Below are 13,922 nucleotides of genomic sequence, written 5' to 3'. Positions count from 1 at the left end.
CTTTTTTGCTTTATAAAACTACACTTTCCTTTTTATATAATTCCGCCAGCGTATGCACGGCATAATCAATCTCCTCTTCCGTATTATATTTTCCAAAAGAGAAACGAACATTAGCGCGGTTCTCATCAATTTTCAGCTCCGTCAGCACGTGTGAGCCGATTTCCGTTCCACTGGCACAAGCGCTTCCTCCTGAGACTGCGACGCCTGCAATATCCAGGTTAAAAAGTAGCATATCACTAATATCAGAAGGCGGCAAGCTGACATTCAGCACAGTGTAAAGACTTTTGTCCAAATCCGCCGAATTGCCGTTGAATGTAATGCCTTCAATGCTGTTCGTCAATTTGCCTATCATGCGCAGTTTCAGGCTTTCAATGTGCCTGCGGTGCGCATCCATGTCGCGGTAGGCGATTTCCAATGCTTTCGCTAAGCCCACAATGCCGTAAATGTTTTCCGTTCCGCCACGCATGTTACGCTCCTGCGCGCCTCCGTGTACGAAGGGAGCAATTTTAATTCCCGGACGCATGTAAAGGAAACCAACGCCTTTCGGACCATTGAATTTATGGGCTGCACCGACGATGAAATGGGTTTTCAACTTTTGAAGATCATGTTTATAATGACCCATCGTCTGAACCGTGTCACTGTGAAAAACAGCATTGTATTTTTCGCAAATGTCGCCTACTGCTTCCAGATCGAGCAAATTACCTATTTCGTTGTTGCCATGCATTAACGAAACCAGTGAGCGGGAATTGGATTGCAGCAATGTTTCCAGATGCTGTAAATCAACCTCTCCTTTTTCGTTAAGGTTAACAAAACTCAGCTGAATTTGTCCCGACTTTTGAAGATGTTCGAGCGTGTGCAAAACGGCATGATGCTCGATGCGGGACGTGATAGCGTGTTTTAATCCAAGTGTTTCAATACTGGAACGGATCGCTGTGTTATCTGCTTCCGTGCCGCCTGATGTAAAGAATATTTCCGCAGGAGCTGCATTTAAAATCCCTGCAATGCTTTTTCTGGCTTTTTCAATAGATGACCTGACTGCCCTCCCAAAGGAATGTATGGAAGAAGGATTGCCGAATTGCTCGGTCATAAGCGGCAACATAACCTCCAACACTTCCGGATCAAGGCGCGTAGTAGCAGCGTTGTCCAAATAAACTTTCATTGTTGCCTGTTTTTTGGCTCAGAGATGATCTCCTTAATGTCTGAAATGATCTTGTTCGCAAGGTTAATGGCAGTCGTTTGCGTTTCCGACTCTGAGTAAATGCGAATAATCGGCTCAGTATTCGACTTGCGCAAATGCACCCATTCCCTGTCGAATTCAATGCGCACACCATCAATTGTGTTCAATGGCTGCTTGGAATAACGCGTTTGAATGCGGCTTAGAATGTTGTCCACATTGATATCCGGCGTCAGCTCGATCTTATTTTTTGAAATATAATAACTTGGGTATGAGCGGCGTAGCACAGAAGCAGTTTTGCCAAACTTGGCCAAATGCGTCAGAAATAAAGCAATTCCAACCAAAGCATCACGTCCGTAATGGCTTTCAGGATAGATCACCCCGCCATTTCCTTCACCACCAATAATCGCCTGGTTCGCTTTCATCATATTTACAACATTTACCTCGCCTACTGCCGAAGCGAAATATTTTCCTCCTGCCTTAATCGTCACATCACGCAATGCGGCCGTGGACGACAAGTTGGAAACCGTGTTACCAGGTGTGTTTTTAAGCACATAATCTGCAACGGCCACCAATGTATATTCTTCACCAAACGGTGTTCCGTCTTCGCACATCAGCGCCAGACGATCCACATCCGGATCCACGACAATGCCGAGATTGAAAGAACCATCATTCAGTTCCTTGCTGATTTCACGCAAATGTTCAGGAAGTGGCTCCGGATTGTGTGCGAAATTGCCCGTAGGCTCGCAATTTAACTTCTTAATGTTCTTTGTAGAAACACCTAACGCTTCCAGGAGCATCGGAACAACGATCCCGCCCGTAGAATTGACAGCATCAACAACGATCCTGAAATTTGCATTCGTAATGGCTTCCACATCCACCAATGGAAGTGCAAGAACCTGATCTATATGCTTTTGTAAATATGTATCATCCGCAGTGTAGCTTCCCAATTTTTTAACGTCAACAAAAACAAAATCTTCCTCATCGGCAATCCGCAAAACTTCTGCACCTTCTTCTTCGGAAATAAATTCTCCGTCGTGGTTCAGCAGTTTCAGCGCATTCCATTGAATCGGGTTGTGGCTTGCTGTTAAAATAATCCCTCCTGCTGCTCCTTCGGCCGTAACGGCAATCTCAACAGTAGGCGTAGTGGATAGGCCAAGATCAGTTACATGAAGCCCGACTCCCTGCAATGTCCCGGCAACAAGGCGGCTCACCATTTCACCGGATAAGCGTGCGTCCCTGCCAATAATAACCTTTAAATTTTGTGGATTTGTACGCCTCAGCCATGTCCCGTAAGCCGCTGCAAACTTAACAACATCAATCGGAGTCAGCGCCTCACCCGATTTTCCACCCACGATACCTCTGATTCCTGAGATAGATTTAATTAACGTCACGATCTAGAATTCCTCTTTTTGTTTGGTTGCAAAAATACTAAATTTCCCTCTCTACTGTCCGATTTTTCTTGAAACAAAAGTAACATTTGACTTAGCGTTGGTGCTAGCCTTATAGTAACTCAATGTCTACATTGGTCGTAAGCCAGGAGCTTGTATAGCCTAAAAATGAACCCATCACGGGCGCCAGCTGGTCGTAATCCGCGGATGTTCCCATACTGATATGATTGTTTATCACAGCTTTACCTTCCGTGGGGTCAAATCCCCGCCATCCTGCGCCGGGCAGAAAGACTTCCGCCCATGCATGCAATTCGTGTGCCTGCTGAGGGTTTCCGTATAAATATCCGCTCACGAATCTTGCCGCAATTCCCAGGCTCCTGCAAGCGCCAATGAACAAACGGGCGTATTCACGGCATGACCCGCTCCTGTCCCGCAATGTATCATCAGGAGGATAAGCATTGCCATATTCACGTTGCTGATACACAAAGTTTTGGCTGATATACTGGCTCATTTCCACCAGGAAAGGAATGGTTGCATAGTTAACATGCGCGGCGATTTTCCGGGCAAACTGCTCCACTTGCTGCGTTGCATCCGTTTTGTCCAGATAGGGGATCAGGTATTTGTAAATCCGGTTATCGTATAAAAAAGGGATTTTGCTGGTCTCGAAAGGATAAAACACAAAGTCGAAAACATTGACAGGCTCCGAACTCACGGTTATGGATGCTTCTACAAAAAGCCTGCTGTAAGGTTGATTATAGAAGTAAATCAAATGCTGAACATTGCCTTCGACATCTACGTTTTTAACGATTTTAGATGGTTGCGGATCAATGGACAGGTTATATTCCAGCAATCGCTGGTGCGGATAAGATCTTGGATACAAATACAAGGTGTGCATTTCCAAGACCACCGGAGCATTATACTGATATTCCAGAGCGTGCCGGACTTTTAAATTCATAAACTTTCCGGTCAGTTAGTTGTGATGATTTGGTCAATTCATCCACTGGGTTTTGAATTGCCCGGATGATTGGCTTTGCGTCTGACTCTGTGAATTCCCCTGGGACTGGCTTTGAGACTGACCTTTTTCCAGTCCGAAATACATGTCGAAAATCGCGTTGTCTACTTCGTTGTTCTTAGTCTGAAATTTATCCAGATATTCATGAAGGCCCATTTTAAAAACGTCTTCCACGTCTGTAAATTCCAGTTCTGTCCGGATTTTGCTTAATACACGTTCAGCAGGATCGGTGTGGCCGCGTTCGGGAATCGATCCGGCAATCGCGTACAAGGAAAGCTCGGCCTGCCGCACGCAGTAAGCAATGGATCTCGGGAAGAGCTTATCGAGAATAAGAAAAGCCACAATGTTCATCGGCGTGAGCGCACGGTGCGTCTGCCTGTACATATTATATGCGCTTACCGATTTCAAAACCGCCGTCCAGAGCATCAAATCAAGCGTAGAGCCCGAGGTTCCTGAATCTTGTAGTAATGTAAAATACTTTACATCAAGAAAACGCGAGCATTTATCTGCGCGCTCTATGTGCCTGCCCAGGCGACCAAAATGCCATGCCTCATTGCGCGTGATGGACGAATCCACAACTCCGTGAAAAAGCTGGCAGCTTTTACGGATATCCGTAAAATAAGACTGCATATGGTCCATATTCCGGAAATTGTCCGGGTTCGTGCTGCGGATCGAGAGATAAAAAGTATTGATACTCTCCCACATTTCCTTCGAAATCGTTTCCCTTATCGTACGCGCATTTTCACGCGCCTCGTATAAGCAGCTGATAATGGAATTAGGATTTCTCTTATCAAACGTCATAAAATGTATAACGTCCTCTTTTGTAGGCTTTTCGTAGTATTTATAAAACAAATAATGATCAGCAGTTGCAATCAGAAGCGGTTCCCATTGCTCATCCACGTCGGGCGGCAGGTCCAATGCCAGATTAAAATTAACTCCCACAAACCGAGCGTAGTTTTCAACCCGTTCTATGTAACGATTCATCCAGTATATTGAATTGGCAACTCGGCTAAGCATAAATTGAAATTGTTGTCTTTAAAATGTTTAATCAGAATAATTGCTAAGTAATCATACCAAAATACCTAATAAAATTTTGCAAATACAATAACCTACGAAAAGTAATATAAGTTCTCGAAAGATTATTATAACAAGAAAATAAGGGGCGATTGTGTGAAAACTTCCTGAAACATTTAATTTTTGTAAATTAACAATCCATAAACATAACCTTTATTCCCGTGTCAAAAAAAGAACAATTTGTTGCAGCTATCCAAAAATCCTACCGAACCGACAAACCTGTGATCCATTTGGGTTCCGCCATCCTGGACGGCGAAATCCTTGGAGAAGCACAGGTTAATCTGCCTTTGCGCATGATGAACCGGCATGGATTGGTGGCTGGCGCAACGGGATCGGGAAAAACGCGGACGTTGCAAGTGCTTGCGGAACAGCTTTCTGCCGCCGGTGTGCCGGTTTTTATGTCGGATATAAAAGGCGATTTATCGGGCATTGCGCAGGCGGGACAAACCAATGCTGCATTGCAGGAAAGGTCAGCAGCGTTGGGAACGGTGTTCGAACCGAAAGGTTATCCGGTTGAACTCTATTCTTTAAGCGGCCAGAAAGGCGCGCAGATGCGGGCAACGATCCTGGAATTCGGGCCGATATTGCTTTCCAAAATATTTGAATTAAATGACACACAATCAGGCGTTTTGGCCATTCTTTTCAAATATGCCGATGACAAAGATCTTCCTATGGTGGATCTGAATGACCTGAAAAAAATGCTGAACTATCTTTCCGAAGGACCGGGAGCGGCAGAAATTAAATCAGATTATGGGAGCATTTCAACTTCCACAGCGGGGACTATTCTGCGGAAAATTGTTGCATTGGAACAACAGGGCGTAGGGACAATTTTTGGTGAAAAATCCTTTGATATTACGGATCTTATCAGCCGCGTCGACGGCCAGGGCGTGATCAGCTTGCTCAACATTTCAGATGTTCAGGACAATCCTGCATTGTTTTCAACATTCATGCTCAGTCTGTTGGCCGAGCTTTATACCAAATTGCCTGAGGCGGGAGACCTCGATAAACCGAAGCTGGTTTTCTTCCTCGACGAAGCACATTTGCTGTTCAAAGATGCCCCCAAAGCATTCTTAGATCAAATTGAGCAGGTTGTGCGGCTTATCCGATCGAAGGGTGTGGGAATTTTCTTCTGTACACAAATGGCCCAGGACGTTCCGGTGTCGGTTTTATCCCAATTAGGAAACCGTGTGCAGCATGTTTTGAGAGCATTTACGCCGCAGGATGCCGACGCGCTGAAACAAACGGTTAAGACATATCCGAAATCTGATTTTTATGCAATAGACCAGATCCTGACCACATTAGGGATCGGCCAGGCATTGATTACGGTTTTGAATGAAAAAGGAATCCCGACAGAAGTGGCGGCAACGCATTTACTTCCGCCTAACTCGGTCATGGGGCCAATGGTGCAGGCAGATTACGATAATCACGTCCGACAATCAGACGTTTACCTGAAATACAAAGATCCTATCGATCCTGAAAGTGCTTATGAAATGCTTACCAAGCGGATGGAAGCGCATGCACAGGTGGAAGCAAAAGCCCAGGAAGAAGTTGCCGAAGTAAAAAAAGGAAAGGAAGAAAAAGGAATGCTCTCCGAAGCACTTAACTCACCATTGGCCAAACAAATTGGCCGGGAAGTGGTCAGGGGCGTTTTCGGAATGTTATTTGGTAAAAAAACAACAAGTACCCGCAAGAAAAGCGGCGGGTTTTTTGGCTTCTAGTCTGTAAGCTTCACATTAATTTTCTGTCCCGGATCTTTGAAAACGAATTCACAATCTTCAAATTTCGGGGCAGAAAACTTTGGTCGGAAGTTCTTGCTGAAACCGTATGGTTCTTTGGGAATCCCGACAAAGTTTTTATCCAGCACACCATTGCTGTTCAGGTCGTGGTAAACAGCCAACGCATAGCGGCCAGGAGCGAGGTCAAATGCGACAAGCTGAGGTGCAGCACCTTTTACGTCAACGATCCTGTAAATTTTAGGCTTTTCCTTACTGGCAAACTTCTCCTCCGGCTTGTAAATGGCTATCCAAAGTTTACCCTGGCCTTTTTTTATATTGGTAAACTCAATGTTCAATGTCATTGCCGGTTCCACAAACCAGCCTAGCAGGCAACTCACAATCCATACAAGCATAATCATCTTTATTTATCTGTTTCCCAACCAATTACACAGCGCTGATTCGATAGCTTGTGCAAATTATCCTGCACATCCATTCTTGTTTTTGCATTATCAAATGCATCCTTATAATTCTCTTTTAATTCACGACGTTTGATTGCTTCCAGAAACCTGCGGGCATCATCCTCCGTTTCAAGCAGTAACTCAGGCACAACTGTAGGTTTATCATCGTCTCCCTTCGCCACCATTGTCACATAGGAAGTATTTGTATGCCTTTGTGTTCCGTTTTTAACATTTTCCGCAATCACCCGGATCCCAATCACCAGCGACGTCCTGCCAACATAATTGACGGACGCGTGCAGCGAAACCAGATCCCCAACTTCCACCGGCTCTAAAAAATCCACGCCATCAACTGAAACCGTCACGCAGTAAGTGCCTGCATGTCGCGCTGCACACGCATAAGCGACCTTGTCAATCAACGATAATAGGATGCCTCCATGTATTTTTCCGCCGAAATTAGCGTAGGACGGAATCATGAGTTCCGTTAATGTGGTCTGTGAAAATCGAACTGAGCGAGGTTCCAAATGCTTAATGTTAGGTTATTTCTTCAAATAAACGGTTTTTCCTGATTTGGCGGACTCTTTTGCCGTTTCTAATATTTCAACGACCGTAACATTGACCGGCAATCCATAGAGATCATTCTTTTCAAGCTTCAATCTGCCCTGGACCACATCAGCCAACACAGAGAACGGATCGGTGAACGGAGCAGGGCGCGGATCGAGCTTGATCGTTTCTTCCGGCGTCTTTTCTGCAAGGCGCTGCCGCACGGTTGTGGGACTCACAGCAACTGCATAACCCTTGTTTCCAAACACTTCCATGTCCTTCCGCGCGAAAGACCAGTTCCACGAACCCTGAATGACACATTGTGCCTTAGGATATTGCAAAATGATGGTGGCCTCATCATCCACTTCTTTGTAAATGTCCGGCTTGTTCTGGTGCGTAACCGCAGTAACGGACAGCGGGCGTTCACCCTTCAACAGCCAAGTCATCAAGTTGGCTCCATAGCAGCCAAAATCCACCAATGCTCCTGCGCCGTTTTTCACAGGATCGGTGAGAATGGCCAGAAATTCTTTGCTCACACCAATCTCTTTCGGTCCCTGGTGACCATCATTCACCATTACTTTCCTGATCTCGCCCAGTTTCCCTTGTTCCACCAAATCCCGGACATGCTGATTGCTCGCATACCAGGATGTTTCATAATTGGTCAGCACCTGGATGCCATTCTGATCCGCCAGTTTCTGAATTTCCTTTGCATCTGCAAATGTAGTTGCCAGTGGCTTTTCCACCATTACGTGGATTTTTTTGGGCGCACAGGCGCGTACGATGGCAATGTGTTCATTTATTGCCCCAAATGCCGAAACCGCTTCCGGCTTGGCCTCTTCCAGCATTTTATTCAAGTCTGTAAAAAAGAGCTTTTTATCCAGCTTGTATTTGGTCATGAACAAGTTAACAAGGTCCGGGTTTGTTTCGTAAATACCCACAATCTCAATATCCTTCTTGTCTGAACGGTTGAAAATCCAGCCGACATGGCCGTGACTTAAACCGGCAACCGCGATTTTCAAAGGTGCTTGTGCCATAGATTGAATGCTAAAAAGCGCTAGTAAACAAAGCAGCAATGTTTTCATATTCGATTTGGTTTAGGATAACTTATCAATAATGTCTTTGATCACCTCTTGCAAATAAGCACCATTATAAGGGCCATACCAACTCATGGTTTTGGTTTCGTAAAGGTCTTTATCAAAATGCTTATCATGCGTAATGTAGCCGATATAACCACCGTTGAAGCTGGTAACCATCAAATTGAGACCTTTTGTCTTGGCATAAGCATCCAGTCCCGCAACGAGCTCCCCCGAAAAATCACACGGCATCCCCACCATGAGAATGTTCCCGATCCGTAACGCTTTTACAAACACCGGATAATCTCCGAAAGCCTTCTTAAACACCCAAGAACGAAGGTTAATGCGCATTGTGAGCCTGGGCGACGGGTCGCGCAAGGGCAAAGGCAATGTGATGGCCTGCAACATAGCGCCGCTAGACTTTTCCTTTATCGCTGAATCAGATAACAATGCTTTTTGGACACCATATGCCTGATTTTTCAACTCATCAAAATCGTCGGAACCCTTCTCGATAGGCCCCATGCTGCCCACAGCGCCAGCCATGTACATAGCAAAATCGTATCGACCTTTTTCAAGCGAATCCACCAGAATGCCGGGATAATCCCTTGACAAAACAATATTGCCCGAATTCAAAATCGTTGAATGTGCCGCATAGGAGCTTAAAATCGCCTTTTTCCCACTGTTTGTAACGAATGCCGCAGAACGGATCTCAGGATCGACCTCTCCTTCCTCTCCTACCAGCCTGTTCCGGATATCCACTTTGTCAATCGATTCCATGTAAGTCAGTGAGACAGGTTCCAGCTTTGCTTTGGCTTGTACGATGGCTTGAAAAATAGCATCTGCAAGACGTTCTACCGTGGCTGGATTGTATTTTCCTGAAAAAAACAAAGAAGAGATCCCCGTTCCCCAACCACCTACACTATTATGGCTATGCGTTGCCCCGAAAAAGACCTGATTGAACGGAATTTCCTTTTCAGTAAGCCTTGCTTGTAACAGCTTGATCACCGTAGGGGGCACAATCAGCAGGTCAGCGGCAATGATTGCGGCTTGCGTCCCGCCATTGTCTATGACCATTGCACGCACATAAACAGAGTCGTGAACGGCCGTGTACAACTTGCCCTTGCGCTTGCCATAACCTGCTGTGGGTGTGGGTGATGGCGGCGTAATGTTCACTTTGGCCCAGCCCGCCCGCAGCTGCCCGGAAGCGCTCGTTGTATCTTTCTTAACGTTACTAATCTGCTTTTTCCATTGACCATAATAGGGCATTTCCTTATATGGCGTATCGTCCATTGTCGTGATCATCGTAGCAATGGTCAGTATCAAGAGCAGTACGATCACCCCGATGATGCGCAGGAAAATTCGAAGGAATCTCATTAATTGAATGTGGGAGGTTAGGTTACCAATATGCAAAAGGAGCAAACATTTGTTTTATCCTCATTATAAAAAAACCCGACATTCCGTGACGGCTGATGTCGGGCATTGTCCCGGACTAACCGGGTAAATTGTATGATTTAAGATTGTTTAACCAATTGAATGTTGGCAATCAGCTTTACATCTTCTCCGATGACCAATCCTCCGGAATCGGTCAGTTGCATGTAATTAAGGCCGAATTCCTGACGGCTGATCCTGCCTTCCACTTCAAAACCAATCCTGAGTTTCCCATCCGCATCACGCTCGGCACCGCCATATTCTGCATCCAGCTCGATAGGCTTTGTAATGCCTTTTAATGTAAGCAACCCGGAGAGCTTGTAATTATCGCCTTTCACCTTATGAAAGTAATTGGACTGAAAAGTGATATGCGGGAATTGTTCTGCATCAAAAAAATCTGCCGACCTTAAATGCGCATCGCGCAGATCAACCTTCGTGTCGATACTGCTCACATCCAGCGAGAAGTGAATTTCAGCGTTTTCGAAGTTATTCAGGTCCGAAGTTGCGCCGCCTTCGAAGTTGTTAAAGGAGCCTGTAATGGTGGAAATGACGAGGTGTTTAATCTTAAACTGTACTTCCGAATGTACCGGGTCTACGATCCATTTTGTAACTGACATAGATAAAGAATTTAGATTCTACAAAAACTGCAGACGGGAACGTCCCGGTGCTGTTATTAATCCTAAAATTAGCATTCCTGACGTATAAACGTCCATTAAAATGTTTTAATTCAGACCGTAATGCATGTTTAAACGAAAATAATGGCACGTAATTTTTAACTCACTCGTTGTCATAACATTTACCAAATATATTAAATCGACTCATACATGAAAATGAAGGGAAGAAGCATATTCACGTATGACGTGTATGCGCCCACAACCGTAACGACCATGTTACGCCCCCGCAGACAAGAAGGCCAGTCTATCATTCAGGAAGGTTTCAACATTGAGCCGTCCGTTCCTTTTTCAGAATACACCGATATATACGGCAATCCGTGCCAGCGTACAATCCTGCCGGTAGGCAGGGTGACCATTACCACAGAAGTTCAGGCACAGGTGAGCGCAACGAAGTCCATTCCAAGTCCGCCGCCAACATTCATGCTGGTTGGCGATTTGCCTGACGAAGTGATGCATTACATCCTGCCAAGCCGTTATTGCGAGTCGGACCTGCACGAAATCAATATGCTTGTGATGAACATTGCCGGCAACCTGGCACCTGGTTATGAGCAAGTTGAAGCGATCCGGACCTGGATTCACCAGAATGTGAAATATCAGTACGGCGTAACCGATTCCAGCACGACAGCATTGGATGTGGCGCGAAACCGCATTGGCGTATGCCGCGACTTCACACACCTGGCCATCGCCTTGTGCCGTAACCTATGCATCCCGGCCAGAATGACCGTTGGCTATCTCGACAGGCTTAAAGTAATGGACTTGCACGCCTGGTTCGACGTGTACATCGGTGGACAATGGTATACATTCGACGCGGTGCAGGAAAAAACAGATGGATACAGAATCGAAATCGCCCACGGCCGCGACGCCGCGGATGTAGCGATGGTAACGCAGTACGGCAATGCTACATTGCAATCGCTGCATGTGGAAACGGAGCTTTTGGAGCCGGAGCCGGGTAACTAATAATTTCCACCCCCCCCTCCCCCGGCGGGGCCCGGGGCCGCCCGGCGGCCCGGTCCGCTCAGGGTGACAGGGGATGTTATCTTTATATAACCCCCAACCCCTCCCCTACCTTCGTAAACGCCGCCACGGCCTTTTCCAGATGTTCCTGCTCGTGCCCGGCGGAAATCTGCACGCGGATGCGGGCTTTTCCCTGCGGCACGACGGGATAGAAGAAGCCGATCACGTAAATGCCTTCTTCCAATAATTGCGAAGCGAATTCCTGCGCAAGTTTCGCATCGTAAAGCATGATTGGTACGATCGGATGTTCCCCTGGTAAGATATCGAAACCGGCCTCTGTCATGGCTTTGCGGAAATAGGCTGTGTTTTTTTCCAGCTTATCGCGCAGTGCCGTTGATGAAGAAAGCAGATCCAGCACTTTGATGGATGCGCCAACAATGGATGGTGCAAGTGTATTGGAGAATAAATAAGGCCTTGAACGCTGGCGCAGAATCTCAACAATTTCCTTTTTAGCGGCTGTAAAACCACCCGACGCACCGCCCAACGCTTTTCCGTATGTGCCGGTAATGATGTCAATCCGGCCCATAACATTGCGGAATTCGTGCGAGCCGCGGCCCGTTTTACCCATAAAACCCGATGCGTGACATTCGTCGATCATGACCATGGCATTGTTTGCCTCGGCCAGGTCGCAGATCTTGTCGAGCTGCGCGATGGTTCCGTCCATGGAGAATACGCCGTCAGTTACGATCAGGATTCTGCGGCTTCCGGCTGCGTCTTTAAGTTGCTGTTCCAAATCGGCCATATCATTGTGCTTGTAGCGAAAACGTTTCGCTTTACACAGCCTGATGCCGTCAATTAAGGAAGCGTGATTCAGTTCGTCGGAGATTATAGCGTCTTTTTCGTTTAGCAATGGTTCAAAAACGCCGCCGTTGGCGTCGAATGCTGCTGCGTAGAGAATGCAGTCTTCCATGCCTAAAAAAGCAGCGGTTTTGCTCTCCAACTCTTTATGAATGTCCTGCGTTCCGCAAATAAAACGAACCGATGACATACCAAATCCGTGTGTGTTAATGGCTTCTATACCGGCCTTAATCACCTCAGGATGAGAAGAAAGTCCCAGGTAATTGTTTGCACAAAAATTTAGCACATCCTTTCCGTCGGTTGCTATCTTAGCGGCCTGGGGCGTGGTGATAACTCTTTCTTTTTTGTATAAACCGGCTGCCTTAATGGCTTCCAGCTCCTGATGCAGTTCTTCCTGAATGCTAGCGTTCATAAATCTGATTTTTTAATGTTGATATGTAATCGCTTCTCAGCTTTTGACGGATTGGTACTTTTTCTTCAATTCAAAAATCATTTCCTCCGTCATTTTATCCAAATTATAAGCCGGACGCCAGCCCCAGTCTTTCCTGGCTTGCGAATCGTCAATTTGTGCAGGCCATGATTCGGCGATCTTCTGGCGGAAATCAGGCTTGTAGGAAATTTTAAAATCCGGGATAATCTTGCCAATGCTTTCTGCTACTTCTTCCGGGGAAAAACTGATTCCAGCGAGATTGTAACTCGTTCGTACCGTGATTTTATCCTTAGGTGCTTCCATTAGCCGCACGGTTGCGTCCATTGCATCACTAATGTAGATCATCGGAAGTGTTGTTTTAGCTTCCAGAAAACATTCAAACGCTTCTCCCTGAACGGCCTTGTGGTAAATGTCAACGGCATAATCCGTGGTCCCGCCGCCCGGCATAGACTGGTAACCGATGATGCCCGGATATCTCAGCGACCGGATATCCATTCCATATCTTTGAAAATAATAATTCGACCAGTTTTCACCGGCCGCTTTGCTAATTCCGTAAACCGTCGCCGGATCCAGATAAGACCATTGCTCTGCCTTTGTATCCACATTATCTCCAAAAACCGCGATAGAACTTGGGTAAAAAACCTTTGCAACATTATTTTCCCGAGCCACTTCCAGCACATTAAAATAGGTTTGCATGTTGATATGCCACGTTTTCAATGGCTCCTGCTCACCCTTCGCAGACAGGATTGCAGCCAGGTGATAGATCTGGGTGACCTTGTATTTTTTTACCAATGCAGCCAGGGCATTGCCATCTGTTGCATCCAGTTTTTCGAAAAGCCCGGTTTCATGCTCGGGCAGCCTGATATCTGAGGCAACTACTTTTTCAACTCCGTAAATCTCTCTTAAATATTCTACAAGCACCGAACCAATTTGTCCGTTCGCACCGATCACTAGTATGCATTCTGATTTCATGACAAGCCTGTTTTGATAAAGCATTAATCACTTGCAATTTCCCGAATTCGGATAATAAACTCAATGTTTGACCCTATTGACAGGAAATGTTCCTGCACTATCATAGATTCAAAGAAAATATTACTTTTAAACTTCACTAAGCTTTCGGCTCACAGTAAATATTCTTGCA

The 13,922-nt window shown here is 46.0% G+C and carries 13 protein-coding genes; 2 read left to right on the top strand and 11 right to left on the bottom strand.

The window, feature by feature from the left end; genetic code table 11:
* Nucleotides 1-10: 10 nt before the first annotated feature.
* The 4 genes from L0660_RS01305 to L0660_RS01290 form a co-directional block, all read right to left on the bottom strand.
* Nucleotides 11-1,159: a cysteine desulfurase family protein gene (locus L0660_RS01305; protein ID WP_235156945.1), complete on the bottom strand. Its 1,149-nt coding sequence runs from the start codon at nucleotides 1,157-1,159 to the stop codon at nucleotides 11-13.
* Entirely contained in the window at nucleotides 1,156-2,568 is a 1,413-nt protein-coding gene (glmM, locus tag L0660_RS01300) for a phosphoglucosamine mutase (RefSeq protein WP_233795192.1), read from the bottom strand. The genes L0660_RS01305 and glmM overlap by 4 nt, the downstream gene beginning before the upstream one ends.
* Before the next feature lie 109 nt (nucleotides 2,569-2,677).
* The gene (locus L0660_RS01295; RefSeq protein ID WP_233795191.1) at nucleotides 2,678-3,520 is read right to left on the bottom strand and encodes a transglutaminase family protein; all 843 of its coding nucleotides are present in this window, start codon (nucleotides 3,518-3,520) and stop codon (nucleotides 2,678-2,680) included.
* A 33-nt stretch (nucleotides 3,521-3,553) separates the two neighbouring features.
* On the bottom strand, nucleotides 3,554-4,594 hold the full coding sequence (locus L0660_RS01290; protein ID WP_235156942.1) for an alpha-E domain-containing protein: 1,041 nt from the start codon (nucleotides 4,592-4,594) through the stop codon (nucleotides 3,554-3,556).
* Between the two features lie 218 nt (nucleotides 4,595-4,812).
* Between L0660_RS01290 and L0660_RS01285 the strand changes: the two genes are divergently transcribed.
* A complete protein-coding gene (locus L0660_RS01285) occupies nucleotides 4,813-6,369 on the top strand; it encodes a helicase HerA-like domain-containing protein (protein WP_235156941.1) in 1,557 nt (518 codons plus the stop codon).
* Here L0660_RS01285 and L0660_RS01280 read toward each other — a convergent pair.
* From L0660_RS01280 to L0660_RS01260, 5 genes are all read right to left on the bottom strand, one after another.
* Complete coding sequence (locus tag L0660_RS01280; RefSeq protein WP_235156933.1) at nucleotides 6,366-6,779, bottom strand: DUF2141 domain-containing protein; 414 nt, start codon at nucleotides 6,777-6,779, stop codon at nucleotides 6,366-6,368. The genes L0660_RS01285 and L0660_RS01280 overlap by 4 nt on opposite strands.
* An 8-nt stretch (nucleotides 6,780-6,787) precedes the next feature.
* The gene (locus L0660_RS01275) at nucleotides 6,788-7,297 is read right to left on the bottom strand and encodes an acyl-CoA thioesterase (RefSeq protein WP_051350226.1); all 510 of its coding nucleotides are present in this window, start codon (nucleotides 7,295-7,297) and stop codon (nucleotides 6,788-6,790) included.
* Nucleotides 7,298-7,360: 63 nt separating this feature from the next.
* The gene (locus tag L0660_RS01270) at nucleotides 7,361-8,446 is read right to left on the bottom strand and encodes a Gfo/Idh/MocA family protein (RefSeq protein ID WP_235156919.1); all 1,086 of its coding nucleotides are present in this window, start codon (nucleotides 8,444-8,446) and stop codon (nucleotides 7,361-7,363) included.
* A 12-nt stretch (nucleotides 8,447-8,458) separates the two neighbouring features.
* The gene (locus L0660_RS01265) at nucleotides 8,459-9,811 is read right to left on the bottom strand and encodes a neutral/alkaline non-lysosomal ceramidase N-terminal domain-containing protein (RefSeq protein ID WP_235156917.1); all 1,353 of its coding nucleotides are present in this window, start codon (nucleotides 9,809-9,811) and stop codon (nucleotides 8,459-8,461) included.
* A gap of 137 nt (nucleotides 9,812-9,948) precedes the next feature.
* Nucleotides 9,949-10,482, bottom strand: a complete 534-nt coding sequence (locus tag L0660_RS01260; protein WP_233795184.1) for a YceI family protein — start codon at nucleotides 10,480-10,482, stop codon at nucleotides 9,949-9,951.
* A 207-nt stretch (nucleotides 10,483-10,689) separates the two neighbouring features.
* Between L0660_RS01260 and L0660_RS01255 the strand changes: the two genes are divergently transcribed.
* Nucleotides 10,690-11,496 carry a transglutaminase family protein gene (locus L0660_RS01255; protein ID WP_235156910.1) on the top strand — a complete coding sequence of 269 codons (807 nt, stop codon included), beginning with the start codon at nucleotides 10,690-10,692 and terminating at the stop codon, nucleotides 11,494-11,496.
* A gap of 82 nt (nucleotides 11,497-11,578) precedes the next feature.
* Here L0660_RS01255 and kbl read toward each other — a convergent pair whose 3' ends face one another.
* Both kbl and L0660_RS01245 read right to left on the bottom strand, forming a co-directional pair.
* Complete coding sequence (gene kbl / locus L0660_RS01250; RefSeq protein ID WP_235156901.1) at nucleotides 11,579-12,763, bottom strand: glycine C-acetyltransferase; 1,185 nt, start codon at nucleotides 12,761-12,763, stop codon at nucleotides 11,579-11,581.
* Nucleotides 12,764-12,799: 36 nt separating this feature from the next.
* Entirely contained in the window at nucleotides 12,800-13,753 is a 954-nt protein-coding gene (locus tag L0660_RS01245) for an NAD-dependent epimerase/dehydratase family protein (RefSeq protein ID WP_235156899.1), read from the bottom strand.
* Nucleotides 13,754-13,922: the final 169 nt, after the last annotated feature.

This window comes from Dyadobacter sp. CY351 (genome assembly GCF_021502625.1).
Lineage (GTDB): Bacteria > Bacteroidota > Bacteroidia > Cytophagales > Spirosomataceae > Dyadobacter > Dyadobacter chenhuakuii.
This window is presented reverse-complemented; position numbering and strand designations above follow the sequence as displayed.

Coding starts and splice junctions, on each gene's coding strand:
- L0660_RS01295 (WP_233795191.1), bottom strand. CDS start 3,520: ATGAATTTAAAAGTCCGGCACGCTCTGGAATATCAGTATAATGCTCCG.
- L0660_RS01245 (WP_235156899.1), bottom strand. CDS start 13,753: ATGAAATCAGAATGCATACTAGTGATCGGTGCGAACGGACAAATTGGT.
- L0660_RS01270 (WP_235156919.1), bottom strand. CDS start 8,446: ATGAAAACATTGCTGCTTTGTTTACTAGCGCTTTTTAGCATTCAATCT.
- L0660_RS01305 (WP_235156945.1), bottom strand. CDS start 1,159: ATGAAAGTTTATTTGGACAACGCTGCTACTACGCGCCTTGATCCGGAA.
- L0660_RS01260 (WP_233795184.1), bottom strand. CDS start 10,482: ATGTCAGTTACAAAATGGATCGTAGACCCGGTACATTCGGAAGTACAG.
- L0660_RS01255 (WP_235156910.1), top strand. CDS start 10,690: ATGAAAATGAAGGGAAGAAGCATATTCACGTATGACGTGTATGCGCCC.
- L0660_RS01275 (WP_051350226.1), bottom strand. CDS start 7,297: ATGATTCCGTCCTACGCTAATTTCGGCGGAAAAATACATGGAGGCATC.
- L0660_RS01290 (WP_235156942.1), bottom strand. CDS start 4,594: ATGCTTAGCCGAGTTGCCAATTCAATATACTGGATGAATCGTTACATA.
- L0660_RS01265 (WP_235156917.1), bottom strand. CDS start 9,811: ATGAGATTCCTTCGAATTTTCCTGCGCATCATCGGGGTGATCGTACTG.
- kbl (WP_235156901.1), bottom strand. CDS start 12,763: ATGAACGCTAGCATTCAGGAAGAACTGCATCAGGAGCTGGAAGCCATT.
- L0660_RS01280 (WP_235156933.1), bottom strand. CDS start 6,779: ATGCTTGTATGGATTGTGAGTTGCCTGCTAGGCTGGTTTGTGGAACCG.